Origin of the sequence: Bacillus solimangrovi (assembly GCF_001742425.1) — a bacterium.
In the GTDB taxonomy this organism is placed as follows: Bacteria; Bacillota; Bacilli; order Bacillales; family Bacillaceae_N; genus Bacillus_AV; species Bacillus_AV solimangrovi.
On the sequence record NZ_MJEH01000017.1, the window covers coordinates 19,773 to 46,579 of the forward strand.

Below are 26,807 nucleotides of genomic sequence, written 5' to 3' on the forward strand. Positions count from 1 at the left end.
TGAATGAAGAAAGTTGGTTTGTTTAAATCCGTTCACTTGAAGTTCATTCTTATCTACGTACTATTAATTCTGCTTGCAATGCAGATTATTGGTGTTTATTTTGTACAAAAGCTTGAAGAACATCTGGTCACCAATTTTACCAACTCAGTAAATAGCCGTGTGCAATTATTAGCATATAGTGTTGAGAAAGAATTTAGTAAGGTAAATGAAGACGAACTTCCTACGATAGAAGAAGGAATTCATCAACTATTGCGAGATTATTCTTCTGACGATATTTCTGAGATACAAGTGATTGATGATAAAGGTAAGGTCATGAGTACGTCTAATGTGAGTAATCAAGGGATTATTGGTAAACGAACGACGGAAATTCGTGTTAAACAAACGTTATTATCTGGGACAGAGTCTAAACAAGTACTCGTGGACCCAATTAACGGGCATCGGATGTGGGTACTAATTGTACCGATTAAAACGTCTTCGGAAACCGAAGGCGTTATCTACGTAGAAGCATCGATGGAACAAGTGTATGAACAGATGCGTGATATTAATGGTATCTTCTCTGCTGGTACGTTCCTTGCGCTATTAATCACCGTAGTACTTGGAGTGTTATTAGCTAGAGCAATAACGAGACCTATTTCTGATATGCAAAAACAAGCTTTAGTAATGTCTGAGGGTGATTTTTCTCGGAATGTACGAGTATATAGTGATGATGAAATTGGTCAGCTAGCGATTACGTTTAATGAATTAACGCTTAAGCTTCAGGATGCACAGGCAACAACGGAAGATGAGCGTAGGAAGCTCACATCTGTTCTTGAACATATGAGTGATGGATTATTAGCTACTGATCGAGACGGAGTCATTATACTAGTTAACGATCCAGCAGTAGATATGATTGGTGTTTCACGTGAAACAATTTTTGGAAAGACTGTTAGTGAAGTGTTAGGACTCGATGATGAGGTTGTAATCACGGAGTTAGATGAAGAGAATCAATCGATTTTGATAGATTTGAGTAAACGCAATAAACCATATATATTACGAGCCAATTTTTCACCTATTTTGAAAGATAATGAGTTAAATGGATATATAACTGTTTTACAAGATGTAACAGAACAAGAGAAAATCGAGCAAGAGCGAAGAGAATTTGTTGCTAATGTTTCACACGAATTAAGGACGCCACTTACAACAATGCGTAGTTATTTGGAAGCACTGACTGATGGGGCTTGGAAGAATGAGAATATCGCACCGAGATTTCTAGATGTAACACAAAATGAAACAGAACGAATGATTAGACTTGTAAATGCGCTATTACAGCTATCAAAACTAGACAGTAAAGATTATCATATGGATTTCAAAAAGGTAGATTTTGCGTCCTTATTTGAGCAAGTAATAGAAAGATTTGAAATGACGAAAGCACAAAATGTGAAGTTCAAGAAAGAATTCAAAGCCACTTCAGTACAAGTAACGATTGATCAGGACAAGCTAACGCAAGTGTTAGATAATATTATTTCAAATGCTTTGAAGTATTCTCCAAAAGGAGGTACTGTTTGTTTCACTTTGGAAGCAGACGAGAAAATGTTGAAGGTTTGTGTTCGAGATGAGGGCATGGGTATTCCGAAAGAAAACCTTACCAAAGTGTTCGAACGATTCTACCGTGTTGATAAGGCACGTTCACGAAAAATGGGAGGAACAGGTCTAGGCCTTGCGATCGCCAAAGAAATTATTGAATTACACGGTGGGAAGGTTTGGGCAGAAAGTGTAGAAGGAGAAGGGACTGCGATCTTCTTCACTTTACCATTAGGAATATATAGTGAGGTTGAAGAACAATGAGTTTAGAGCAGGCCAAATCACTCGTATTGACGTTGCTAGTGTTATTGAGTTTTATGTTAACTTGGGGGCTTTGGACATATCAGCCACAATATGAAACATTAGACGATCGAGCATATCTTCAAGAAGTTATTATTGGTGATAAGCGTAGTTTAGTCGATATACTTCAGCCTGAATTAGTAATTTTTCATGAAAATAAGGAACATTATGGTTTGCGTGATCCAGAAGTTTTCCAAGCATTTGCTGAAAGTGTGAGCGAATGGAAACTTAAGAGTGTTGAAGATGTTTCTGATTCTATTTCAAGTGTAGGAATCTCATCCTTTATAAGACAAGATAATAGTGTAGAATTTGTCTTTTTAGCAGATATCCCTGGGCAATTGTTTGCTGAAGCCTTTGAAATAGATGATGAAATAGTGATTGAACAGGTCGATCGTATGTTATTAAAGTGGCCAAATCAAACGCAGGATAAGGTAGCGATCTATTTGATATCGAGTGCACAAGAGAGTGTCTTGAAGACCACATTTGCGACAAATGGAATAGACTATTTAGCTAACTATCGAGCCAATGTAAGTGAGTACCCTAAGTATTTTGGTCATAAAATAGATGAAAATAAATATACGTATTTGCCAGTTAGTCACCTATCAGTACCCAAACTTACGTATTCAGCACAATTGATTTCACCTATTGAATTCAAGAATGCATTATTCAACAACCCTTCATCAGTCAAGCAGTTTACTTCTGATACAGGTGAACGTACGTTTACGAACAGTTCAAGTGCGTTAGAAGTGTTTCAAAATGAAATGATGATGCGATACATTAATCCTGTTAATAAACAAACGAGTGAAATGACTTCATCTGATGTTATTTATAGTGGTATTGAATTTATGAACGATCACTCGGGTTGGACGGACAATTATCGAATTGATAATTATGATCACCCTACGCAGACGATTAATTATCGTATGATTGTTGGAGAACTTCCTGTTTTTGACTTGAAGAATATCACTGATCACGTATTAATTGAACAAAAAGTACGGAATGGTATGGTATATGAGTATACACGTTCACTTATTAACTTGAGATTTAAGCTAGAAAATGGACGAGTTCAAGTAGATGTTCCATCAGGATATGATGTATTACGAGCAATTTCTTCAGAAATTCCAAATTTTGATGAGACTAAGCTTGAGAATATTACAATTGGTTATGAATTCGATCCAGTTGGTAATCAAACGGCAGTTATTCAGTTTAATCCAGTATGGTTTATTCAATACAATGGATTATGGAGGAAGGTACAAATTGAAGAGGACTCTAGTGAGCAAGGGGGAAGTGTAATTGGATTGGAACAAAATCAAGACAATTTTTATTTTAACGTTTCTCATCCTTGATCTCTTCTTAGTATTTCAATTCATTGATAAACGTAATACGACTGGACAGCTGTCTTGGATTCGAGAAACTAAGATTGAAGAACAGTTGAAGGCAGAGAATATCAAGTATCCTGAGTTTTTAGAGGAAGATGTTGATTCTCCATTCATTAGTGCTGAACAAAAATCGTTTGTAAAAGATGAATTACGTGAGTTTGATGATCAAACGATAACGATTATTCAAGATGGACCTATTGTCTCGATCTTAGATAATCCATTCCCGTTATCAGAGGATCATTTTAAGAACAATTTACATGAGTTCTTGAAAGATCACGTATATGAAGGCGATCAGTATACCTATTGGAGCTGGAGTGGAGAAACGAATAAATTGCTACTATTTCAAACGTATGAGGATCAGCCGATATACTATAACGAAAGTGGTCTATTGTCGATTCAACTTGATGGCAATAATCAAGTAATTGGGTATGAACAAACGTATTTAGAGAATATACAAGAAGTAAGTGATGAAGGGAATTACACGAATATTTTTCACGGAATGCGAGCAATTGAAAGCCTCTATCGTAAAAATCATTTAACTTTTGGAAACGAAATTACGGATATGAAATTAGGATATTTTAAAGTTGTTCCGATTTCAGGAGATGTTCAGTTTTTTGCACCTACATGGCATATTCAGATTGATAATGAAACGAATTATTTCGTTAATGCAGTAGAAGGACAAATTATGGAGAGTGTAGAAGGTGGCGTAGAAAGTAATGAGTTTGCATTTTAGTGTATTGGCGAGTGGAAGTAGTGGGAATGTATTCTACATAGGTACGGATAATCAGAAGTTACTTGTAGATGCAGGATTAAGTGGAAAGCAAATGGAACGATTACTTGCTGAAGTGCACATCGATCCGAATAATCTAGATGGAATTCTTGTTACACATGAACATAGTGATCATATTAAAGGGTTAGGCATTATGGCAAGACGTTACGATTTGCCAATCTATGCAAACGAGAAAACATGGCATGCAATGGAAGGTCAAATTGGAGCTATCACAACTGATCAGAAATTTGTGTTTGATATGGAAACGGTAAGGACATTCGGTGATATCGATGTTGAATCATTCGGTGTTTCACACGATGCTGCTGAACCAATGTTCTACGTTTTTCATCATGAAGGCAAGAAAGTTTCTCTATGTACCGATCTTGGTTATGTGAGTGAGCGGATTAAAAAAACAGTTCAGGATTCTAATGTGTTAATATTTGAGGCGAATCATGATGTGGGCATGTTACGTATGGGACGTTATCCTTGGAATGTGAAACGCCGTATTCTTAGCGATGTTGGACATGTTTCAAATGAAGATGCAGCATTGGCAATGACAGATATTATCGGAGATAAAACGAAGCGTATTTATTTAGCACATTTAAGTAAAGATAATAATATGAAAGATTTAGCACGTATGTCTGTAACTCAAGTATTGGAATCACGTGGATTTGCACCAGGGGAACAATTTACAGTATGTGATACAGATCCAACGGTTCCAACTGAAATCATTCATGTATAATGACAAATTGAGATAAATTAACTCGAAATATTAGGTTTATTTCTCCCCTTTTAGAGGAATGTTTTGAAGAAGAGTATAGTTATAATCGAATTTGTATGTTTTTAAACATCTATTCATCTTTTGAAAAGGTTGGTGGAAGCGATGGGTTACTACGACGAAGATTATGAAGACTCAAATCGAAAACAAAAGGGAAATCGAGGAGGTGTCTTTTTACCAGCAATCCTCGGTGCAGTTCTCGGTGCATTAATTGTATTATTTGCATCTCCTGCTCTAAGTAATTGGGGGTTAATTCCTAACAATACGGGTGAAGGAACAGTTGTCGATCAAGAACAAAAGGTTGGCGAAACGACTACACTTAATGTTAATGTTGAAACGGCTATCACAGATGCAGTAGATAAAGCACTTCCTTCTGTTGTTGGTGTCGTTAATATTCAAGAAGTAGGATTCTGGGAGCAGCAAGGTGCAACTGAGGCTGGGACAGGTTCAGGGGTTATTTACAAGAAAGAAGGAGACAGTGCTTTTGTTGTAACAAATGATCACGTTGTTAAAGGGGCCACGAAGCTAGAAGTGAGCTTGAGCGATGGCAGTCGTATACCAGCTGAATTGGTAGGTAGTGATGTGTATACAGACTTGGCCGTATTACGTATAGATGGTTCTCTTGTCAATACAGTCGCTGAGTTTGGTTCATCAGAAAATATAAAAATTGGTGAACCTGTCGTGGCAATTGGAAACCCTCTTGGTTTGCAATTTGCTGGTTCTGTAACACGTGGAATTATTAGTGGTAAGGAACGTTCCCTTGATATTGATTTAGATGAAAATGGCCAAATCGATTGGCAGGCAGAGGTTATTCAAACAGATGCAGCGATTAACCCTGGTAATAGTGGTGGTGCACTCGTTAACTTAGATGGACAAGTTATCGGTATTAATTCAATGAAAATTGCTCAGCAAGAAGTAGAGGGCATTGGCTTCTCAATCCCGGTTACATCAGTGGTGAAACCAATTATTGCAGACCTTGAACAACATGGTGAAGTAAAACGTCCATTCATTGGTATTAGCATGCGTTCATTGTCCGAAATTCCAAGCTATCATTGGCAGGAGACATTGAAGTTACCACAAGAAATTACCAAAGGAGTATTCATTGTTGAGGTTGTACCTGGCTCACCAGCAATTCAAGCTGGACTGAAAGAATTTGATGTTATTACACAGCTAGATGGTCAAGATATTAATGACTTACTTGAGTTAAGGAAATACCTCTATTCGAAGAAAAACATTGGTGATACAATGACGATTACGTACTATCGTAGTGGAGAGAAGAAAGAAGGACAAATTCGTTTAGCAGAAGAACCCAAATATTAAATAAAGAAAGAAGCAGGGTGAATAATCCCCTGTTTCTTTTCTTGCGTTTACAAAGGAATAAGAATTAGAATATGGATTAGAGAATGTGGAAAACTTTTAGAAAGCAAGATGTTAACAAGTTATCCACATGTGTGTATAAGGGGGAAATATTAATGATTTATTGTTGCAAGCAGCATGTGGACTTAGCATTAGATGATGTTGTCGACCTTGAACAAACTGCGCCACTACTGGAAGAAATAAGTGAAGATATACTGGGAAATGAAAAATGTAAATACTGTGAAAATCAAGCATTATACCAAGTAGAAGCTTCAAAACTGTCTGAATAATAGATTTTTATGTGGATATGTGGATAACATCTGTGGAAAACATGTTCGTGATTGGGGGATAACAGTGAATATTACGTTGTTAACTGTGGGTAAATTAAAGGAAAAGTATTTAAAAAATGGTATAAATGAATTTTTAAAACGACTTCAACCGTACGCAAAGGTGGAAGTAATCGAAGTGCCGGATGAAAAAGCACCCGAACAACTAAGTGAGAGTGAAATGCAACAAGTAAAAGAAAAAGAAGGAGAACGCCTCTTAAGCAAAATATCCTCAGATACATATGTCATCGCACTGGTAATCGAAGGAAAAATGCTTACCTCCGAACAACTAGCCAAACAGCTCGACCAACTCGCAACATACGGCAAAAGCAAAATCGCATTCGTCATCGGTGGTTCACTCGGATTAAGTGATGATGTTATGAAACGAGCAGATATGTCCCTGTCATTCTCGAAAATGACATTCCCTCATCAAATGATGAAGTTGATATTGTTAGAGCAGGTGTATCGTGCGTTTCGGATTAATCGGGGGGAACCTTATCATAAGTAAATGAGTTTTTTATGAAAGAGTGGTCTTTTAAGATTGCTCTTTTTATATTTTAAAAATTAGACAGAACAAATGTTCGTTTTATTATTGACTATATGCGGATGGTACATTAAACTTATAATAACATCAATAAAAGTCAATATAACTTTAAAAGTACTTGGATTGGAGGGATAACTATTTATAAGTATAGTGATGAAGAATTCGTGGAGAAAGTTAAAGATAAAATTGGAAACGTAAGAGCTTTTAAAAAACACTTACGAGAGAAAGGATTAATTGGCAATAGGCAGCAGTTCTCGGAAGAGCACATACAAACTTTTAATGATATTAAACAATATAAGTTAACAAATCATACAACTTGGGAAATCGCATTTAAAGTGTGTTTAGATAAAATTCCAAACCAGATTATTGAAAATCTTTCATTGGGAACTGAAATTGCTGAATCTAATCCAAACAAGATTGAGGACCTTCTTAGTGAGATTTTGGATATATTAAAACGTATTGAATCAAAGCTTTAGTAAAAGGTAAAATATTAAATATTTTAATATATTTTCACTCCCTTTGAAAGATAAAATTTATGTTATAGTTAATAAGTTATTCACTAAAATTTATGATTATATTCGTTAGGAATATATGAAAGGTGCAAATATGAATATAGCAAATGATATAAAAGAAAAGCTTCATGAAATAGATTGGGACTTTACTCGTTCAAGTGCAACCAAAGGAATTCATTCGATTCATCCTTATCCAGCAAAATTCATTCCTGAAATTCCGAGAACGTTATTGGACACTCTTCCTTTGCCTGAGGGGACAGCGGTTCTTGACCCTTTTTGCGGTAGTGGAACTACTCTTGTAGAAGCTCAAAGTAAGGGATACCCAACAGTTGGGGTGGATTTAAATCCTATAGCTTGTTTGATAAGTAAAGTCAAAACTAATACTTTACAGTCTGACTTTGTAAATATCGCTGAAGAATGTATTAGCAGAGCAAAGAAAAATAATAATGAAATTAACAAAGAGATTCCAAATGTTAATCATTGGTTTAAAGAGGATATCCAGCATGCAATAGCTGTTTTAGTTTCTGAAATTGACAAAGTAGAGCATGAAACTACTAGAAATGGTTTGAGACTAGCACTATCAAGTATTATTGTTCGAGTCTCAAATCAAGAAAGTGATACAAGATATGCAGCAATAGAAAAGAATGTAACAAAAGAAAATGTTTTTAGTTATTTTTTAGTAGCATGTCAAAAATTAAGTCAATATCTTGGAGAGAATTTATTTGAAAATAAGTTAAGCACTCAGATAATTAATAAAAGTATCCTAGAAGTAACCCCTTCAGACATAAAAAAACCTATTGGCATGGTTATTACTTCCCCTCCTTATCCAAATGCCTACGAATATTGGTTATATCACAAATATCGTATGTGGTGGCTGGGATATAACCCAAATGAAGTTAAAACTAGTGAAATAGGTGCAAGAGCCCATTATTTTAAGAAAAACCATCAAACTATAGATGATTTTAAATTACAGATGGATAATGTAATGGAATTACTAACAAAAGTGGTTGTTTCTTCTGGGTACATTTGTTTTGTGGTTGGACGTTCTATTATTCATGGGCAACATTATGATAATTCTAAAATAATTGAGGATTTAGCTTTGAAACATAATTTATCTGTTGTAGCGATTATTGATAGGAATATTGCTAAGCATAGAAAGTCTTTTAATTTATCTCATGCAAAGATTAAAAAAGAAACTTTATTAATATTACAAAAAATTTAAATCTCGAAAGGAGGTATTTAGATGCATTATCGCTTATTCTGGAATAATTACAAATACTTTCCGTATGAAAAAGAGCTAGCTTTAAAAGAAGTTGAGGCATTATTAAATCCTCAAGAAATTTATTCAGAGAATGATGTAATAAACATTGAACTAGGCGAAACCGCTTCTGCAAATGAAAAGTTAAAAAAACTCACTTATTTTTCCATGGTGGAGTCAGAAAATGAAACGATAATACCTTCTCAAGTGAGAGTTGAACAAACTGCAGGTAATTCTACAAATAACAGACAAGCTACAAGGTATTCAGCACATGGTATTCATGAATATAAAGGTAAATTTAATCCCCAGGTGGTCAAGTCTCTTCTGAATATTTTTAACGTGGATGAAAATAGTAATGTAATTGACCCGTTTTCTGGAAGTGGAACAACTCTACTTGAATGTTCACTTCAAAACATAAATGCTATCGGTCTAGACATTAATCCTTTGGCTGTATTCATTGCAAATGCGAAACAAATAGCTATATCAAATCCTGCTGAGAAAATTGCTGAAGCAGGGAATAAAATTATTAGAGAATTTCATCAGTCCAATAAAGTATTTGAGTTACCAGCAAATTTAACTGAACGTGAAGAATATTTACTTAAATGGTTTCCCGAAGAAACTTTTTTTGAAATTGAATTTTTAAGGGAAAGTATAAATCATAATGCTGGTCCACTAAAAAATATATTTCTAGTTCTACTAAGTAATCTTATACGTGAATATTCTTTACAAGAACCTGCTGATTTAAGGATTCGAAGACGTAAATCACCTTTTCCAGAAGAATTACTTATTGACGCATATGAGTTATCCATAAATAAGTTTGTTAATAACATAAGAGCTTCCCAAGAAACTACAGGGTTAAAAATAAAGAAAAACAAAGCGATAAATTTTGATTCAAGAAAATTAGAAGCACAAGAAGGGGTATTAGATTTAAATTATTTTGATGCAGGAATCACAAGTCCACCTTATGCGACGGCTTTACCATATATCGATACACAGCGTCTTAGCCTAGTTTGGTTAGGGCTAATCCCTCCTAATGAAATTATGCCTTTAGAAGGTAATCTTATAGGGAGCAGAGAGTTTAAAAATGCTGTAAAAAAAGAGTGGCAAGGAAAGATGTTAAATAATGCTTCACAGATACCTGAATCGTTATTTATGTATTGCAATACGTTACAAAACGCATTAAGTGAGTCAGACGGCTTTCGCCGACAAGCAGTTCCGTTACTTTTATATAGGTATCTTGCTGATATGATGTTAATGTTTAAAAACCTATTACCTTACTTTAAAAAAAATGCACCGTATGCACTGATAGTTGGACATAATCATACTACCTTAGGGGGAAAGAGGTTTGATATTAATACTCCAAAACTCCTTGTGGAAATTGCAGTTTCTGTAGGGTGGATTCATGATGAGAGTGTAGAACTTCAAACTTATAAAAGGTATGGTATTCATCATAAAAATGCTGTAAATAATGAAACTTTGATTATTCTAAGGAAGCCTTAACCAATAGCTGGTATTGTTTTTGAACAATACCAGCTATAATTTTGCTTAAAAGGTAACCCCAATAATCCTTCCAAATTCTTCATTAGAAATATAGCCAAATCTTTTCCCTCTGTTACCAATAAAACTGACTGCATAAGGGTCAAGTTGAGAATACTTAGGGGTACCTTGTTTAATTATCCTTAGTTCATAATCAGAGTCACCAACACGTGTTATTGCCGCAATATCGTTACTTTCTGCTACTCCAGTGTACCGTAATTTCCCTGTTCCAAGTCTAAAATCAAAGTTATTTTCAGCCTCAAAGGTAACTCTACATTGAGTATCTGTATAATTGATGTCAATATAATTCATATTTATTAAACTAGAGTAAGTTGCTTTTGTTCCACGTCGATTTCTAATAGTCAAAGGTGGGAAGAAGTCATAACTATCTTTACTTAGCCAGAAATACTGTGTTCCTTGACCAGCAGTAGTGCCTGGCGCAGCTTGTATTCTAGCTGTATCAGCGTGACCTAAAGTAACAATTAACGTAACTCTCTCGGTTTCATCTAATGTCAAGTTTGTTGTACGCTCATCATAAAGTAGATTCCAGCCAGGAGATGCGTCAGTAGCGTTAGTCATATTATGAATATGCCAGTTCTGATTCAGCATTTCACTTATCATGTCATTCCACGAAAATCCCATTGATTGAGTAGTATTATTGTCTAAAAGAAGAGAAGCTTCAATGTTTTGGGACATACCAGGGCCAGTAAAATTACCAGATGAAACTACTAAAGATTCTCCTGAATTATTACTAGCTCCATATAATTTTGCATGTAATATTCGTTTTCTATTAATAATATGTACCTCTACACCTCTATTTAGTAACTCTTCAACAACTTGCCTACTAGAAAGTCTTTGGGAGGTACTTCCACCCAAAATAGCAATAACTCTTCCTCCTTGGTTTATGTGCTCTGTAAAGGTTTCATAGAATCTAACCCCACCGTTATAGTTGGAAAATCCCGATATTAAATAAAGGGTACCCTCTCCAGGAGTGTGATTAGAGACCCATACATTTTCAAGCATTCCTATTAATCCTTTTGGTCTTCCAGTTGCATAAACGTTTGGATGTAAAGAGAAAAAATTCAATTGTACTCCCCCTTAGTTCTTAAGTTCTATATCTACATAAATATTACCATATTTCTTCCTTGTTGCTATATGAATTACCAACTGCAAACTGTAATGAATAATATTTTAAATATATATTATTCATATTACCTTCGTATGAAGTACTGGCAGCTGAAAGGAACAATCAATACGTTTACAAGTCAGAGAGGGTTGCTCTATAAGAGTTTTCGTCTCTTTTTTCGTGTTTGATTTCCCGGTAAAGGAGGTGAGAGTATGACACCAATTGACCTATTCAAAGCAGGCGTGGCGTTTGGCGTATCTATTTACGTTTATGTGAAGAAGAACACTAATTTTGAAAAATAAAGGAGGAATAGCAATGCAATACTTTTTAATAGGAACAGTGGTAGGCATCATAACTTGTTTAGCTGAAGAAATTAAACAAAAATCGTATAGGTGTTATAGATAATGATAAGAGTTCGAATGTTCAATGATTTATATAAAATTGAAGGTGCGTTTCCCAGGGATTTTGTAAACTATCTAAAGTGCGAGTTTACAATGCTTTATGACTACTTAGGTAATGGTGAAAGATTTGAGAACTTTCAGCTCTCTGAATCTCAAACCATAATTATTTTAGAAGAATTAAAAGAAAGAAATGATATTCTGAAACATCAGTGGGATGTGGAATATCTAGAAGAAATCAGTGTGAAAGATGTAACAGTTGAAAGAATAGGAATCAATTTAGAATTCGACATACAACTCTACTACTACGTTAAAAGGTGTTAATTGGTAATAAATGTTGTTAGGGACCTATTTTATCGATACAATTGAGGAAAGTTATTTATTCATATATTAATAAACTCTCAGATTGAGAATGAATAGGATTGATTACATGGATAAACTAAAAGACTCATTTGTTAAGCCGAGAGACATTAGTGGTCCCCGTTCTTCAAATAGATTTGATTATCAAAAAGATTGGGCTATTTTAAAGATGATGGAAATGTATGAAGTTGAAGAAGACTTCTTACTAGTTATGGACTATTACGATGATGTAGTTGTTTATGATTCAGCTTCAGACCCTGAAAACGTTTCCTTTTTTCAAATAAAAACAAGTTCAAAGAATTGGACTTTGAATTCTTTAACAAAAAGAAAACCAGGAGCGGAAGGACCTTCTTTGTCAATTTTAGGGAAAATGTATGAATGCAAGATGCAATTTCCAGAGCATACTTTATCACTTAATTTCATTTCGAATTACACTTATAATTTAAAATTATTAAGTGGAGAAAAGAGCATTACAAAGAAAAAAATTTGTCTTTCAGAGCTAGAAGAAGTAACCATCGCAGAAATTATCCGCAAGGTGATAGATGAGCATCAATTGAAAGATAACCCAGATTTTGTTGAATTAACGTTTTTTGAGGTATCCGAATTATTAGTAGATAATCGAGAAACTTATTTAAAGGGTAAATTATCAGAGTTTATTGAAAAACAAAATCCTGATTCAAAATATAAGGTTAGCGTTATTTACGATGCAATATTTAGTGAAGTGAAAGTAAAAAACAACTATGAAAGTGACATCTCTTCTTTCGAAGAATTAGCGAAGCATAAAGGAATTAGCCGAGAACAATTTAAAGAACATATTCAAATGTTCTCAACAGATGACGAAGAACAGGAGCGCTGGAAATTTATTAATGACTCCCTTTTGCAAGAAAACATGCCTTTTTCAGACCGGCTTAAAATAAAGCAGGCATGGGATGATTATAGAGTAGATAAGATGAATTATGCTAATTTAAAATTGAGAAATACAATCACTATTATCTCAAAAATGATAGAAACATATAAAGAAAAACAGATTATAAATTTACAAAATGATTTATTAAAGCCGGTATATAACGAATATATATCTAAGGAATCCAATTCATTTTATAGCGAATATTATATCAAGGTCATAATTTTAATGGAGTTTAGTAAATGAGCGGAAATTTCAGAAGACTAATTCGGAATTTGAGGTTAGATAACTATGAAAAGAATGATAATAAAGGAAATAAAACTAGTGTCGTTTCTAGAGGAAAAGGCAAAGAAGGTAACATTTCATCCAAACATAACAGTGATAAAGGGAGATAACCATACTGGAAAATCGTCATTAATAAAAAGTATTTATTGGACATTTGGTGCTGACCCAAAGGACTTACATCCTAAATGGAAGAATGCAAATGTTATTTCTTTAGTTAAGTTTTCTCTTGATGGAAAAACTTATTCTATTCTTAGAAAAGAAAGGTTTTTCGCTGTTTTTGATGACGAAATGAATGTTATAGATACTTTTAATGGTATCACTAATGGCATTGGGCCTTTCATTGCCCAATTGTTTAACTATAAAATGGTTCTTAACAATAGTAAGGGAGAATCGCTTATCCCTCCTCCAGCTTATTTTCTTCTACCTTTTTACATTGACCAGGATATAAGCTGGAATAAGAATTGGGAGTCCTTTGATAGACTTTCTCAATTTAGTAATTGGAGAAATGATGTAGTAAATTATCATACTGGCATTAGACCGAATGAATATTATGAAATAAACGCAGCAATAAGAAACTATAAAAAAGAAATATCTGCATTGGAGAATGAAAGGAAAATCTCAAGCAACTTTATATCAAAAATTAGTAACCAAATAAAAGAGGAAGTTGTAGCTATTGACACAGTTCAATTTAAAAAAGAGATTGATGAGTTATTATCGCTTTATGATGTATTAAACAAAAAAGGTTCTAAGTTAAAACAGAAAATCTTAGAGTTAGAAAATCATAAGATACACATAGAACAGCAAATCAAAATAGTAAACAGCACTATAGCTGAATTAAAGGATGATTTTGAATTTGCAATGGAACAAACTGATTCTGTAGAGTGTCCGACGTGCGGTAATATTTATGAGAACTCATTTGCAGAGCGTTTTGCAATTGCAAAAGATGAAGATACTTGTAAAGAATTGTTATTAAGTCTGAATTCAGACTTAAAAAAAATTGTAGAAAGCATTCAATCTGAATACAAAAGTTATGATAAGAATAATCATGAGCAAGAAAAAATAAAGGGTATTCTCTCAAAAAAACAAGGAGCGGTAAAGCTAAAAGACATAATTTTAAATGAAGGTAAAAGAGAAATGAACTTACTTATGGAGGAAGAAATAAGTTCATTAAATAATGAAATATATAATAATGAGCAACAAATCGAGGATTTAAAAGAAGAATTAAAAGAATTCGAGGATAAGAAACGACAAAAAGAAATTAGAACAAAATACTTTAACTTAATGCAAAGTAATTTAATGAAGCTAGATGTATTAACAATGAGCGAAAAATCTTACAAAACAATCACTTCCAAAATAGCGGAGACTGGAAGTGGTAAACCTAGAGCATTATTAGCATATTATTTTAGTATTCTTGAAGTAATGAAGGAGTTCTCAACTTCAGTGTTCTGTCCAATAGTTATTGACTCCCCCAACCAACAAGACCAAGAAAAAGCAAACTTGGATAAGATGTTAGACTTTATAATAGAAAAAAAACCAGAAGGTTCACAATTAATTTTGGGTCTTGTTGAAATGAATGATATAAGTTTTGAAGGAAAAACTCTTATTTTGAATGAGAAACACAGCTTACTTGGAAAGAGTGAATATCCTACAATCTCTGTGGAGATAAAAGATTTATTGGAAAAATGTGAATGAATATTAAACACAGCTTTCGTATCAAGCGCACGAAAGCTGTTATTTTGACTTAAAAACCTCACTTAGATATACCACGGTGAACCGTATCACAAGTAATCGCATAGCAGAAAGTTCAGGATATACTAGACAAGTCCATTCTAAATAAATTATTAAAAAAGTAGATGTAAGCAGAAAAGAGAGGGTTAGTTAATCAAATTAACTAATCCTCTTTTAAAATAACTTATAAAAGGTTTTAATCATCATTATTAATTTTATACTTAGCCATATATTTTTGTTCTCTGTGATTTATGAATTACCCATCTCTTTACCTTTATTTCTAACACTTTATTACGTAAATACTCTAAATTCTCCTCTGTAATTCCGTATTCATTATCCTCATATACTACCTCAAATTTAATAATATAATGCTTTTTTAACCCAATCTATCTCAAGCTTTTCATCTACTAAATAATTCTCCAAATCAAAAAGAAACTTTGATTTATCATTTGTATAGCCACCATGTGAATTATTCAGACATTGAGACTTTGGTTATGAACAATTAAAAAATTCTTTTCATATTTCGACTTTTTAAAGAAAGTCAAACTTGCTGTATTTTAACTCTTTAACAATTTTTTAGTTTATATAGCTGCTGCTTGGTTCATAGCTACATAATTCAGCTCTATAGGTTTACTGATTGTTGCTTCCTCCGTTACCACAACGAAGAATGGATCGATGTTAAACGTTGAATAATTATTTCTTTTTCTATGTTTTGAATCGATTGAAAGACAACGCTTTTACGTTATAAAAATCATTCAACTATAAATTATTTTTACAAGTAATTAACAAGAATTAACATGAGGAAAATATTAAGTTAATTTTTGGAATGTAGAATTGGCTTAGACAAATAGGAGGGATTATATTAATGAAAAAATTAAAAGTAATAGTTGCTAGCATTCTAATTAGTACAAGTTTAGTTGGTTTTTCTTCAGTTCAAGCTGAGGCTGAAAAAAATAATAGTACAGAAATGAAAATTGCAGTTAAAAATGAGATTACGAAGCCCAAATATGTATTTCTATTTATCGGAGACGGTATGGGCATGCCTCAAAGAAGTTTAACAGAGTATTATAAAAATGCAGTTATAGGAGATAAAAATATATTATCAATGCATACTTTACCAGTTGCAGCTGATATTAGTACACACTCATCAAACACTCTAATTACTGATTCAGGAGCTGCGGCAACTTCATTATCAAGTGGGTACAAAACTTATAATGGTGCTATTGGAATGGAAGATGACAAAACAATTAAACCAACAATTATTGAAGCTTTAGAAAAAGAAGGGTTCCAAACTGGACTTATTACTTCAACTAGAATGACGCATGCAACACCAGCATCATTTGCAAGTCATGAAGATTCAAGAAGTAAAGCAAATGAAATTGCAAAGGATTATTTCGAGTCTGGTGTAGATTTCTTTGCAGGAGGAGGATACAGACATTTCGTTGGTAAAGAAAATGATATGGGTTTAAAATCAAAAAGAGAAGATTCTGGTTTAATTGAATCATTTCAAGATAAAGGTTACACGGTTTTCTTAAGTGAGAAGGATACGAATAAATTCTTATCTAAAGACATAACTAAAGATGAAAAAGTTTTAGGGCTGTTCTCTTATTCGCACATTCCATATGTGATTGATAGGGATGAGAAAGCGAAAGAAGGTAAAGAGTATCCTAGTTTAGATCAAATGACTGGAAAAGGTATTGAGTTTTTATATAACAAAGGAAAAGACAGTGGATTCTTCTTAATGGTAGAAGGAGGAAGAATTGATCATGCTGCTCACGCAAACGACGCTTTAGGTGTAATTGAAGAGACACTAGAACTGGATAAAGCAATTGATGAGGCTCTAGCATTCTATGAAAAGCATCCTAATGAAACTCTAATCTTAGTTACTGCTGACCATGAAACAGGAGGACTTACGTTAGGGGGAAGATTAGGAGATTATGATAATGAAGGGAAAACAACTCAAGAATACAAATTACATTTAGATAAATTAGTAGGAAATCATTCGATTGAAGACGTAGCTCAAACGAAATTTGCTGAAGAATTTAATAAGGATAGAGAAGCATTCTTAAATTATATAAGTAACGATTTCGGATTAGGCGAGTTAAGTGAAAAAGAATTAGAAATTTTAAATAAAGCTATGGATGATGAATCTGACGATAACCCTAACAATGATGTTGGTTATTACTATACAAAAACTGGTTTAGCAATTGGTGAAATTGTTGCTCTTAGAGGAAATATTGGGTGGACAACTGAAATCCACACAGGTGTAAGAATTCCTTTAAGTGCAGTAGGTGCAGGAGCTCAGTATTTTAATGGTTATTATGATAATGCTCAAGTACCTATAAAGTTAGCAAATTTATTAGGTGTAAAGGATAAGTTAGCGTATACTCACGATGATTCAAATGACGAATATGAAGGTGGGGCTAATCATAGTCATGAGTATCACAAACATACTGATGAAAATGAGTTTAGAACAGAGTAATTTTAAGAATTTGGACAAGTGACATACAGGTTATTGAAGTTCATAGGAATATCCTATGAACTTTTTCATGTATATAAAATACAAGGTGAAGATTTCTATATACTTTAATAATCAAGTATAAATAAGATAAAGTAGATTACTTAGTATTTTAATATTGTCCTCATGATTCGTATTAGTATTAATAGTGAAGAAGCTATCAATTTCAAATGTTTGATTAGTTAGCCTCGAAATATGTAGAATAGTATTGAAAATTTGTTTAATTTGACTAATAGCATATAAATTTGAATTACATTGATTCAATATATTCGTATATTGAAAGCGTTTGTATATTAATGAGTGTGCATCTATTCATGAAAAAGGGCGTCCAATAGAAGAAAGTATACTTATTGGGCGCCACTTATTTGTTCAAGTTTATTTCAAGTCAAAACGATCTGCATCCATTACTTTTACCCAAGCTGAGACGAAGTCACGCACAAATTTTTCTTTATTATCGTCTTGTGCATATACTTCAACAATCGCACGAAGAACTGAGTTTGAACCAAACACAAGGTCAAAGCGTGATGCTGTACGCACGACTTCACCTGTTTTACGGTCGCGACCTTCATATTGGTTAAAGCCTGCTGGTTTCCACTCAATGCCCATGTCAAGTAAGTTTACGAAGAAGTCGTTTGTCAGGGTACCGATACTGTCGGTGAATACACCTTGTTTTGTGCTACCATGGTTTGCACCAAGGACACGCATACCGCCGAGCAGGACTGTCATTTCTGGTGCAGTTAGATCTAGTAATTGTGCTTTGTCAACGAGCATTTCTTCTGGACTGATTGAGTATTCTTTCTTCTGGTAGTTACGGAACCCATCAGAAACTGGCTCTAATACATCAAAGTTTTCTATATCAGTTTGATCAGTTGTTGCGTCGCCACGACCAGGAGAAAATGGAACTGTTACTTCGAAGCCGGCATCCGTTGCCGATTTTTCGATTGCAGCACTTCCACCTAGTACGATTAAATCAGCGAGGCTAACTTTCTTGTCGAGATTACTTTGGAGTTCTACGTACACACCAAGGACTTTTTCTAGCTGTTTAGGTTCGTTTGCTTCCCAGTCTTTTTGAGGAGCTAAACGGATGCGTGCTCCGTTCGCACCACCGCGCATATCAGAGCCACGATATGTGCTAGCTGAAGCCCAAGCTGTTTTTACCAGCTCACTCACCGTTAACTCTGTGTTCAAGATTTTTTCTTTTAGGTCAGCAATTTCGCCTTCAGATAGTTTGTAATCAACTGCTGGAATCGGATCCTGCCATATTAATTGTTCTTCTGGAACCTCAGGACCCCAATATCTTTCTTTAGGGCCCATATCGCGGTGAAGTAATTTAAACCATGCACGCGAGAATGAATCCGCAAACTCTTGCGGATTCTCATAGAAACTGCGAGAAATTTTTTCAAAATCAGGATCCATACGTAAGGCCATATCCGCCGTTGTCATAAATGTGTTTACACGGATGGATGGATCTTCAGCGTCCGGGGCCTTATGCTCTTCTTTCATATTAACCGGTGCCCATTGTGAAGCGCCTGCAGGACTTTTCGTCAACTCCCACTCATACCCGAATAGTAAATCGAAGTAGCCGTTATCCCATTCAGTTGGGTTCGTTGTCCAAGCACCTTCGACACCACTTGAAATTGTGTCACGACCTTTTCCACTCTTATATGTGCTCATCCAGCCTAACCCTTGTGATTCAAGTGTTGCAGATTCTGGATCGTCGCCTACGTGAGATGCGTCACCTGCACCATGTGCCTTACCGAATGTGTGTCCACCAGCGATAAGTGCTACCGTTTCTTCATCATTCATGCCCATACGTCCGAATGTATCGCGAATATCACGGGCACTTCCTAGTGGATTAGGTTCTCCGTTCGGACCTTCTGGATTTACATAGATGAGACCCATTTGTACAGCAGCAAGTGGTTGTTCAAGCTCACGATCGCCGGAATACCTGTTGTCAGCTAACCATTCCTTCTCTGAACCCCAATACATATCTTCCTCTGGATGCCAAATGTCTTCACGTCCTGCACCAAAACCAAACGTTTTTAAGCCCATTGATTCAAGTGCGACGTTACCAGTTAACACTAGTAGATCCGCCCAAGAAATCTTGTTTCCATACTTTTGTTTAATCGGCCATAACAGTCGGCGGGCCTTATCAAGATTGACATTATCTGGCCAGCTGTTCAGAGGTGCAAAGCGCTGCGATCCAGTTGATCCGCCCCCGCGCCCGTCAGCCGTTCGGTATGTACCCGCAGCATGCCAAGACATACGAATAAAAAATGGGCCATAATGTCCGTAATCAGCAGGCCACCAATCCTGACTGTCTGTCATTAGATCATGTAGATCTTTCTTCAGGGCATCATAGTCGAGCTTAGAAAATTCTTCTTTATAATTAAAGTCTTCTCCCATTGGATTGGATTTCTTGTCATGCTGGCGCAAAATGCCCAAATTCAATTGGTTTGGCCACCAGTCTTTATTCGTCGTACCTCTTGGAGCTGTTGTCGTCGTAATTGCACTATCTTTGTGATGAGTTACAGGACACTGTCCCCCAGCTGCAGCTGTGTGTTCTTTTTTGTCAGGATAATTGTTGTTTTCCATTCATCATTCTCCTTCCTATTTTTAAACAGTAAGTCGTACATAATACAACACATAGCTATAGATGAATAGTTTGATAATTATGTCAATTCTTATTCTCTATTATAGTGGACTATGAGTTTGGTACAAAGCGATATGTATTGTCGATGGAGGATTTTAAATAATACTTTACATGAGCCAAATAAAATAATGATGCATTCATACTTCTCGTGAAATAACATAAATAGGTTCGACAATGTTTTACATGATTGTAGGATTTCCGCCGTATGATGTTGTTAAACAAGACTTTTTTATTCTCTTTATCTTTTTCGCTTTAGAAAAAGATAAAGAGAAGGAACGATCTTATATTGCTGTGATCATATTAATCATCTTATGGTATTCAGGATGGCGTGATGACTCCTTTATTGTTCAAATCAGCTCATTTATTATCAAAATAGTGCTGTCCACTGTCCGAACGCATCTGTTTACTGTTCAAACTTACAAAATTATTTTTTTCATCAGCAACAAATTTTATACTTATAGAGCGTGTTCAAAAAGGGTGACGAAGATTTGAGCACCGGAGTATACGTTCGTAGGGTACATGAGGGGCGGAAAAGCATGCCAACACAGTTATTCGACAGTCATTTTTACTGGACTTTTTGAACTTCTTCTATTTTAGAGATATCAACCTACGTTTGGTTAGGCTAGTATTTGGAAAGGTATTAATTATATAAACATTATCTTTGAATTGTAATGGTGAACCATTATAAATAGGATAAAGTAAATTACTTAGCATTTTAATATTTGCCTCATGGTTCGTATTAGTATTAATAGTCAAGAAGTTATCAATTTCAATTGTTTAATTAGTTATCCTCGAAATATGTAGAATATTATTGAAAATTTGTTTTATTTGAGTGAAAACATTTATAATTGAATTAAGTTTAATAGAAAGATAAAAGTATAAAAGGCTAAGTTGTTATAAGAGGAGTGAATTACATGGAGTTGAATGATGTTATTCATGGACACAGATCCATACGAGAATATGAAGATAAGGAAGTAAGCCAAGAATTATTAGAAAAAATATTAGATGCAGGTATTCGTGCATCTTCCAGTGGCAATATGCAACCTTACTCGATCATTGTCACAAGAGATAAAGAACTGAAGAAAAAATTATATTCTGCACATATGGATCAATCGATGGTTGTGGATGCACCTATTCTTTTAACGTTTTGTGCGGATTTTAATCGAATGAGAAAATGGTTGACGTTGAATGATGCACCTGTCCATTTCGATAATTATATGAGTTTTATGATCGGTGCCATTGATGCAACGTTGGTATCACAAAACTGTGCTTTAGCAGCAGAAAATGAAGGGTTAGGAATTTGTTATATGGGCTCAACCCTCGCTAATGCTGATCAAATTGGGAAACTATTAAATTTACCACCAAACGTCGTACCGATTGTAGGATATTCATTAGGGTATCCAGCAGAAAATCCTGCTCCACGTGATCGACTACCAAAGCATGGACTTGTTCATTATGATCAGTATCAAGATTATTCAGATGATGATATTAAGGCTATTTATAAAGATAGAGAAGAAAAGGGTTGGAAGCGTTATATGGATGACCCTAAGCTTAAGGAAATGACAGAACGATTAGGATTAAAAAACCTGGCTGAAGTCTATACGATTGCGAAATATACGAAAGAATCTCACCTTGAATTTTCGCAAACTGTACTGAATTACTTAGAAAGTCAGAATTTCATGAAGAATAGTTAATTCACTATTACTATCCTTATCAAGTTTATATAAAAAGGTGCCTGTTCCCATTACGTTACGATGATAATGTTCTGAGGAATTGGCACCTTTTTCATGAGTTGGATCAGAGTTAACATGTAATCACAATGAGATGAGTTCAGAACACAACAGCGAATTAAAGTGATTTCCAATGTTGTTTTGTAAAGCCTGTATATTTTGCTTTACAGCTCAACTTAAACGAGACAGAATGTACTCATATAAAAGGCTAATCTCTAAATCGTTCTATAACACAATCCAATTGAATATTTTTGAATAAACTCGGATATCCTCAAGTATCTATCCAACTAATTAAATTTTATTTTGTTAGATTCACAACCAATGAAAATGCTATAACATAATTAAAATGTAAGAAGATTATGGAGGTTCGATTAAATGAGAGATATTCTAATTCGATATATTAAACGTTTTACAGACTTTACTGAAGGTGAATTAGAAACAATAGTTTCAGATGTACCGATTGAAGAATTTAAGAAAGGAACCATCCTGTTAGAACAAGGAGAGGTTCCAGTTAAGTGTTATTTTGTTTTGAAAGGATGCGTACGACAATTTTCGATCAATGAGGACGGTAAGGAGAATACTTTTAATTTTTTTACAGAAGAACAACCAGTGAATATTTTCAATCAACATACTCTAGACAAGGCTTCAAAATATTCCTTAAGCTGTACGGAAGATTGTGTACTTGTTGTTGGTGACTTATCGATTGAACAACAGATGTATGATAAGTATTCAGGACTTGAAACAATGACACGGAAGTTGTTTGAAGAGAACATCGGTGAAATGCACGATAATTTTGCTGAGTTTATCTCATCTCGTCCTGAAGAAAGGTATCAGTCATTACTTAACAATCGCCCCGATTTGATCACGCGTGTACCACAACATCAACTGGCAAGTTTTTTAGGGATAACACCTGAGTCACTTAGCCGTATAAAACGAAGATTATAGTATATACATCTGATAGTATACGATTATTTTAGTGAAGGTGTTTTACCACCCTTAATTAACAGCCAAATCCCAAAACCTAGTTCACCAGCAATCATTGGAACACTTAAAATCATTTCTAACAATGAGGTCATGCTTTCTAAGCTTGGGAAAAAGCTATATAAAAGATGGATAATCATATAACCTGCACCTGCGATTACGAGTAGGATACTTATAAGTTTTGGGACAGTTTTCGTTTTTAATACAACAATACCTACTACTAATAGGTGTAGCCCAAACAAGATTAATCCTAACGTCCACACAGATTCAAATGTTAGTACAGATATCATAACTTGTGAAGAAATAGTATCACTGGATTGATTGAATAGTTCAGTGCTGTAACTGACAACCTCAACAGCTTGCAGAAGGCTTGAAACTGCGATTGCCAATATGGCAGTATACATTAGTCGAAGCCATGCTGCTACCAATGAATAGCCTTGATGAATAGGCTTAAGGTAAATATAAAATGCCCAAGATACGAGAATATCCGTTATGATAATTACGAGCCACCCGAATATTCCTGCTCTAAATAAACTTATATTAGCTTGGAGTTTATTGAACGTTGCAAGCGAGTCACCACTGATAATTAATGAACTGTGAACATAGCCATAAGAGAAAGCAGCCGATATTGTCATGATTAGTAAGCTTATCCCCGCTATCAATGCTGATTGCCGAATTGGATTTGTGTTTCGTTGTAAAGTCCCCACTATATTTCCCCCTTAGTCTTTTGATTGTATTGTAGTGAAACAATCGATATGACGCATTAACAAAAGTCAATAAAATAACTAAAGTTAGTTTTATTTTTCTATGTACCTATTCGATTATCGAATAGGGTAATTAAGATCATGTCGTTCTTAGTTACTTACTGTCGAGTGATATCTCTAATAAGTAGTTCGTTTACGATCTGTTCAGGGGATTTGATTTTTTGCATTTCTTCGTCTTTAATATGGGGACCTGTATAATTTAGTGTGTCTATAATTGGGGGAATAGGTGACTCGGTCCAGTCGTTATAAGTTTTGGGGTCTATTGCTTTTACTTGTTCTAGGAAAGGGTCTAAGTAGTTTAATAATTGTAGGTCCTCAAATAGTTCGAGTGGGCGATCTTGTTCACGTGTAAAAGAATAGACATGATCGATTAATTTTAAACCATCAATTGTTAAGAAGGTGTGGCGTAGAGGTGCATCGATTTGTTTAAAACCTTCTGCTTTCATCATCTTTAAAATTTCGAGAATTTGCCTTGTTATATCTTCTGGGAGAGTACGTTGGAAAGCACGTTGCTTTTTTAAAAATGAATTTAGATCTGGGCCAAGGAGATATTCCATTAAAATATAGTTTGAACTGGTTTTCAGAGCTTTAGGGATGAATGGTAAGTGTTTGCATGATACAAGGACTTCTTTTTCTTGTTGGGCATGATTGACATTAGGATAAACTTTTACACATTGATCTTCAGATAATCGAAATACAGCACCTTGATGACCTTGCCCAACTAACTTAGGTCGAAAAGCGGTATCAACCTTGACTGAAGTTCCCGAGCCACCAGGTACTACTGAAATTGTTTTTAAGTCAATATCATTTCCATTGAAAAACATATCCCATTCTTTGTATAGCTTTGGTTCCAATTTTTTCACATGCATTAAAAATGATTCTTTTAAAAGGATTAATTTTAAATCCCTTAATAATTTTATCGGGAACGGACTAGTTTTGTAGAATGCGTTCACATGGTCAACTAGCTTTAGTTCTTCGTTTTCAAGAACAAAAATGTGCCTTAAAGGTGCATCAACTACATTATAACCCGCTTGTTTTAGTTCTTTTAAAATAGTTAAAAGCTTCTTAGCCATTGACTCTTCCATATGCATACTATTTTTAAGGTAATCCTTCAGAGTAGGGGCATAAAAATAGTCCATAATTACATAATTTGATCCAGTCTCATATACTTTAGGCATGAACGATAAATGTTGCCCTGCCTTTAGTGATTCTTGCTCCATTTTTGCTTGTTCAGTATTTTCATATATTTTCACACAACGATCTTCAGAGAGTTTGAACACAGCACCTTGAGCACCATGTCCTACCAATGGAAAGTTAGTAGGGTTATCAATTATTAATGTCCCTTCGCCTTTTGTTACAGTAATGGATTTGAAATTGGTCATCATTTCCCTCCTAACAGTTCATCATAGAATTTTGCTTGTTGTTGCAATTGATTAATTTGGTTAAAGTTTCGTTCCACCTTTTGACGGGCTGCAGACGTATATTGCTCCCAAAGGTTTCTATTTTCCAACATGAATACTAGAGCTTCAGCTAATTGATTCACATTGTTTTCTTCTACTAATATTCCGTCTGTATTGTTTGTTACTAATTCAGGAATTCCTGCATGGGTAGTAGAAATAATGGGTAAGCCAGTTGCCATTGCTTCTTTTATTGTGTTGGGTATTCCTTCAACATTTCCATCTGCTGCTTCTAAGCTTGCAGCGCAAAATAAGTCTGCCTTAGCCATTTCTTGTTGGACTTGATCCTTAGGAATATGCTTTAATAACCGGAACGATTCTCCTAAATTAAGTTGAGTTGCTAATAGTTTTAAAGGTTCTTCAAGCTCTCCTCTACCAATAATAGTTAATGTAGCATGAGGGAACTTGGTTTTGATCTTTTGAAAAGCTTGCATTAAGACATGGTGTCCTTTCTTCTCAACAAGCCTTCCCATGGATAGAATATTTTGAGTATTTCTTTGCTGTGGAGGTGTGTATGTGAATTGATTGAGGTCGACGCCACCATATAAAACTTTAATTTTTTCTGCTGGACACCCCCAATTGTTAATTCTATCGGCTAAATACTGACAAACAGGGTAAAAACATTCTCCTTTTTCAAAAAGTATCTTCATGTTTTCGTAATAACCGACTCGTCCTTCGGCAAGAGTAGCATCAACTCCTCGTATGCTCGTTACTAAAGGTAATTTTGTTTCTTCCTTAAATGGAAGTAATAATAATCCCAATTGACCATGGTGTGCATGTAATAGAGAGACTTTATTTTGTTTGACGTATTTATGTGGTGATAAGATCTCATTAAGGTAATACACTTTCTCATTTAAAAGCCACGGATCGATTATATACTTAGGCTGTCGAATCAAATGGATATAATCATATCCCGGTATTTCCCTTATTTGAGGAATGTATTGAGTTTGGTCCAATCTTAAGTTTAAATGCATGGTTGTAGGCATTTATCATTCTCCTTTCAAATTGTAATTGAGGCAAATATTTGGTTTGACGATTGGATTCATATATAGACTTGAAGGGGAATTGCTTTGGTTTTATAAAAGATAATAAACATTTTAAAAAATTTACTGTGATTTCAAAACGAATTTTTATTTGATAAAACCTTTTATCATTTATTTGTAAAAAGAATCGGATTAATTTTCGTTATTTGCCTTTCTAATAATCTATTCATTAGAACTATTTGTAGTGTGGTAGAAATACCTAAATATTAATAGGCAGTAGCGTGAATTATTTAATTTCAAGCTTCTATTGCCTTTCAATTGATGTTAAGACGAGTTCTTTAAATCTTAGAATAATGAGCAGGGGAGTATGGAAGTTAGACTTAATTATTCAAAAATTAATTTTTGTTTTTTAGATTCAAGATTTTCAATCAAGTCTACACGAATTGAAGGGACTTGGATATTTTCCATCCAGCATTGATTTATTTGGAACCAATTCCTTTTAATCGATTGCTCAAGTAAAAAGAAGCTTTATTTCTTAGTGGAGTTAGACATTTACTTTTTACTATCAGTAGTATTCGGTTTGAAAGGGTTATGAATTTTTA

21 protein-coding genes are annotated in these 26,807 nt (G+C 34.5%); 16 read left to right on the forward strand and 5 right to left on the reverse strand.

Annotated elements, in window-relative coordinates; all coding sequences use genetic code 11:
• Window positions 1-3 precede the first annotated feature (3 nt).
• The 10 genes from walK to BFG57_RS07660 all read left to right on the forward strand — a co-directional run bounded on the left by walK (window position 4) and on the right by BFG57_RS07660 (window position 10,282).
• Window positions 4-1,824 (forward strand): cell wall metabolism sensor histidine kinase WalK, encoded by a 1,821-nt coding sequence (gene walK / locus BFG57_RS07615; protein WP_069716886.1) that lies wholly within the window; start codon window positions 4-6, stop codon window positions 1,822-1,824.
• A complete protein-coding gene (locus BFG57_RS07620) occupies window positions 1,821-3,206 on the forward strand; it encodes a YycH family regulatory protein (protein WP_069716887.1) in 1,386 nt (461 codons plus the stop codon). The genes walK and BFG57_RS07620 overlap by 4 nt, the downstream gene beginning before the upstream one ends.
• The gene (locus BFG57_RS07625) at window positions 3,154-3,972 is read left to right on the forward strand and encodes a two-component system regulatory protein YycI (RefSeq protein WP_069716888.1); all 819 of its coding nucleotides are present in this window, start codon (window positions 3,154-3,156) and stop codon (window positions 3,970-3,972) included. The genes BFG57_RS07620 and BFG57_RS07625 overlap by 53 nt, the downstream gene beginning before the upstream one ends.
• Complete coding sequence (locus tag BFG57_RS07630; protein ID WP_069716889.1) at window positions 3,956-4,750, forward strand: MBL fold metallo-hydrolase; 795 nt, start codon at window positions 3,956-3,958, stop codon at window positions 4,748-4,750. The genes BFG57_RS07625 and BFG57_RS07630 overlap by 17 nt, the downstream gene beginning before the upstream one ends.
• A gap of 141 nt (window positions 4,751-4,891) precedes the next feature.
• Window positions 4,892-6,106, forward strand: a complete 1,215-nt coding sequence (locus tag BFG57_RS07635) for a S1C family serine protease (RefSeq protein WP_069716890.1) — start codon at window positions 4,892-4,894, stop codon at window positions 6,104-6,106.
• Window positions 6,107-6,258: 152 nt separating this feature from the next.
• Complete coding sequence (locus tag BFG57_RS07640; protein WP_069716891.1) at window positions 6,259-6,432, forward strand: CxxH/CxxC protein; 174 nt, start codon at window positions 6,259-6,261, stop codon at window positions 6,430-6,432.
• 64 nt (window positions 6,433-6,496) lie between these two features.
• The gene (rlmH, locus tag BFG57_RS07645; protein WP_069716892.1) at window positions 6,497-6,976 is read left to right on the forward strand and encodes a 23S rRNA (pseudouridine(1915)-N(3))-methyltransferase RlmH; all 480 of its coding nucleotides are present in this window, start codon (window positions 6,497-6,499) and stop codon (window positions 6,974-6,976) included.
• Window positions 6,977-7,176: 200 nt separating this feature from the next.
• Window positions 7,177-7,488: a hypothetical protein gene (locus BFG57_RS07650; protein ID WP_069716893.1), complete on the forward strand. Its 312-nt coding sequence runs from the start codon at window positions 7,177-7,179 to the stop codon at window positions 7,486-7,488.
• A gap of 115 nt (window positions 7,489-7,603) precedes the next feature.
• Window positions 7,604-8,746, forward strand: coding sequence for a DNA methyltransferase (locus BFG57_RS07655; protein ID WP_069716894.1), 1,143 nt, complete (start codon window positions 7,604-7,606; stop codon window positions 8,744-8,746).
• Window positions 8,747-8,767: 21 nt separating this feature from the next.
• Window positions 8,768-10,282, forward strand: a complete 1,515-nt coding sequence (locus tag BFG57_RS07660) for a DNA methyltransferase (protein ID WP_069716895.1) — start codon at window positions 8,768-8,770, stop codon at window positions 10,280-10,282.
• A 45-nt stretch (window positions 10,283-10,327) separates the two neighbouring features.
• On the opposite strand, the gene BFG57_RS07665 is transcribed toward BFG57_RS07660, so the two are convergent.
• On the reverse strand, window positions 10,328-11,404 hold the full coding sequence (locus tag BFG57_RS07665; protein ID WP_069716896.1) for a phospholipase D-like domain-containing protein: 1,077 nt from the start codon (window positions 11,402-11,404) through the stop codon (window positions 10,328-10,330).
• A 444-nt stretch (window positions 11,405-11,848) separates the two neighbouring features.
• On the opposite strand from BFG57_RS07665, the gene BFG57_RS07670 reads away from it, so the two are divergent.
• The 4 genes from BFG57_RS07670 (at window position 11,849) to BFG57_RS07685 (ending at window position 17,601) form a co-directional block, all read left to right on the forward strand.
• Complete coding sequence (locus BFG57_RS07670; RefSeq protein WP_069716897.1) at window positions 11,849-12,166, forward strand: hypothetical protein; 318 nt, start codon at window positions 11,849-11,851, stop codon at window positions 12,164-12,166.
• A gap of 106 nt (window positions 12,167-12,272) precedes the next feature.
• Entirely contained in the window at window positions 12,273-13,352 is a 1,080-nt protein-coding gene (locus BFG57_RS07675; protein ID WP_069716898.1) for a dsDNA nuclease domain-containing protein, read from the forward strand.
• Window positions 13,353-13,397: 45 nt separating this feature from the next.
• A complete protein-coding gene (locus tag BFG57_RS07680; RefSeq protein WP_069716899.1) occupies window positions 13,398-15,083 on the forward strand; it encodes an SMC family protein in 1,686 nt (561 codons plus the stop codon).
• A 901-nt stretch (window positions 15,084-15,984) separates the two neighbouring features.
• Window positions 15,985-17,601, forward strand: a complete 1,617-nt coding sequence (locus BFG57_RS07685; protein WP_069716900.1) for an alkaline phosphatase — start codon at window positions 15,985-15,987, stop codon at window positions 17,599-17,601.
• A gap of 411 nt (window positions 17,602-18,012) precedes the next feature.
• Here BFG57_RS07685 and katG read toward each other — a convergent pair whose 3' ends face one another.
• Window positions 18,013-20,232: a catalase/peroxidase HPI gene (katG, locus tag BFG57_RS07690; protein WP_069716901.1), complete on the reverse strand. Its 2,220-nt coding sequence runs from the start codon at window positions 20,230-20,232 to the stop codon at window positions 18,013-18,015.
• Between the two features lie 972 nt (window positions 20,233-21,204).
• Here katG and BFG57_RS07695 point away from each other — a divergent pair.
• Both BFG57_RS07695 and BFG57_RS07700 read left to right on the forward strand, forming a co-directional pair.
• A complete protein-coding gene (locus BFG57_RS07695; RefSeq protein ID WP_069716902.1) occupies window positions 21,205-21,984 on the forward strand; it encodes a nitroreductase family protein in 780 nt (259 codons plus the stop codon).
• A gap of 411 nt (window positions 21,985-22,395) precedes the next feature.
• Window positions 22,396-22,965 (forward strand): Crp/Fnr family transcriptional regulator, encoded by a 570-nt coding sequence (locus tag BFG57_RS07700; protein WP_069716903.1) that lies wholly within the window; start codon window positions 22,396-22,398, stop codon window positions 22,963-22,965.
• 23 nt (window positions 22,966-22,988) lie between these two features.
• Here the strand turns inward: BFG57_RS07700 and BFG57_RS07705 are convergent, their stop codons facing one another.
• The 3 genes from BFG57_RS07705 to BFG57_RS07715 form a co-directional block, all read right to left on the reverse strand.
• Complete coding sequence (locus BFG57_RS07705; RefSeq protein ID WP_245676718.1) at window positions 22,989-23,708, reverse strand: DUF4386 domain-containing protein; 720 nt, start codon at window positions 23,706-23,708, stop codon at window positions 22,989-22,991.
• A gap of 155 nt (window positions 23,709-23,863) precedes the next feature.
• Window positions 23,864-25,147, reverse strand: coding sequence for a protein kinase family protein (locus BFG57_RS07710; RefSeq protein WP_069716904.1), 1,284 nt, complete (start codon window positions 25,145-25,147; stop codon window positions 23,864-23,866).
• Window positions 25,147-26,208, reverse strand: a complete 1,062-nt coding sequence (locus tag BFG57_RS07715) for a glycosyltransferase (RefSeq protein ID WP_069716905.1) — start codon at window positions 26,206-26,208, stop codon at window positions 25,147-25,149. The genes BFG57_RS07710 and BFG57_RS07715 overlap by 1 nt, the downstream gene beginning before the upstream one ends.
• Window positions 26,209-26,807 lie beyond the last annotated feature (599 nt).

Coding starts and splice junctions, on each gene's coding strand:
- walK (WP_069716886.1), top strand. CDS start 4: ATGAAGAAAGTTGGTTTGTTTAAATCCGTTCACTTGAAGTTCATTCTT.
- BFG57_RS07620 (WP_069716887.1), top strand. CDS start 1,821: ATGAGTTTAGAGCAGGCCAAATCACTCGTATTGACGTTGCTAGTGTTA.
- BFG57_RS07630 (WP_069716889.1), top strand. CDS start 3,956: ATGAGTTTGCATTTTAGTGTATTGGCGAGTGGAAGTAGTGGGAATGTA.
- BFG57_RS07635 (WP_069716890.1), top strand. CDS start 4,892: ATGGGTTACTACGACGAAGATTATGAAGACTCAAATCGAAAACAAAAG.
- BFG57_RS07640 (WP_069716891.1), top strand. CDS start 6,259: ATGATTTATTGTTGCAAGCAGCATGTGGACTTAGCATTAGATGATGTT.
- BFG57_RS07655 (WP_069716894.1), top strand. CDS start 7,604: ATGAAAGGTGCAAATATGAATATAGCAAATGATATAAAAGAAAAGCTT.
- BFG57_RS07660 (WP_069716895.1), top strand. CDS start 8,768: ATGCATTATCGCTTATTCTGGAATAATTACAAATACTTTCCGTATGAA.
- BFG57_RS07670 (WP_069716897.1), top strand. CDS start 11,849: ATGATAAGAGTTCGAATGTTCAATGATTTATATAAAATTGAAGGTGCG.
- BFG57_RS07675 (WP_069716898.1), top strand. CDS start 12,273: ATGGATAAACTAAAAGACTCATTTGTTAAGCCGAGAGACATTAGTGGT.
- BFG57_RS07680 (WP_069716899.1), top strand. CDS start 13,398: ATGAAAAGAATGATAATAAAGGAAATAAAACTAGTGTCGTTTCTAGAG.
- BFG57_RS07685 (WP_069716900.1), top strand. CDS start 15,985: ATGAAAAAATTAAAAGTAATAGTTGCTAGCATTCTAATTAGTACAAGT.
- katG (WP_069716901.1), bottom strand. CDS start 20,232: ATGGAAAACAACAATTATCCTGACAAAAAAGAACACACAGCTGCAGCT.
- BFG57_RS07695 (WP_069716902.1), top strand. CDS start 21,205: ATGGAGTTGAATGATGTTATTCATGGACACAGATCCATACGAGAATAT.
- BFG57_RS07700 (WP_069716903.1), top strand. CDS start 22,396: ATGAGAGATATTCTAATTCGATATATTAAACGTTTTACAGACTTTACT.
- BFG57_RS07710 (WP_069716904.1), bottom strand. CDS start 25,147: ATGACCAATTTCAAATCCATTACTGTAACAAAAGGCGAAGGGACATTA.
- BFG57_RS07715 (WP_069716905.1), bottom strand. CDS start 26,208: ATGCCTACAACCATGCATTTAAACTTAAGATTGGACCAAACTCAATAC.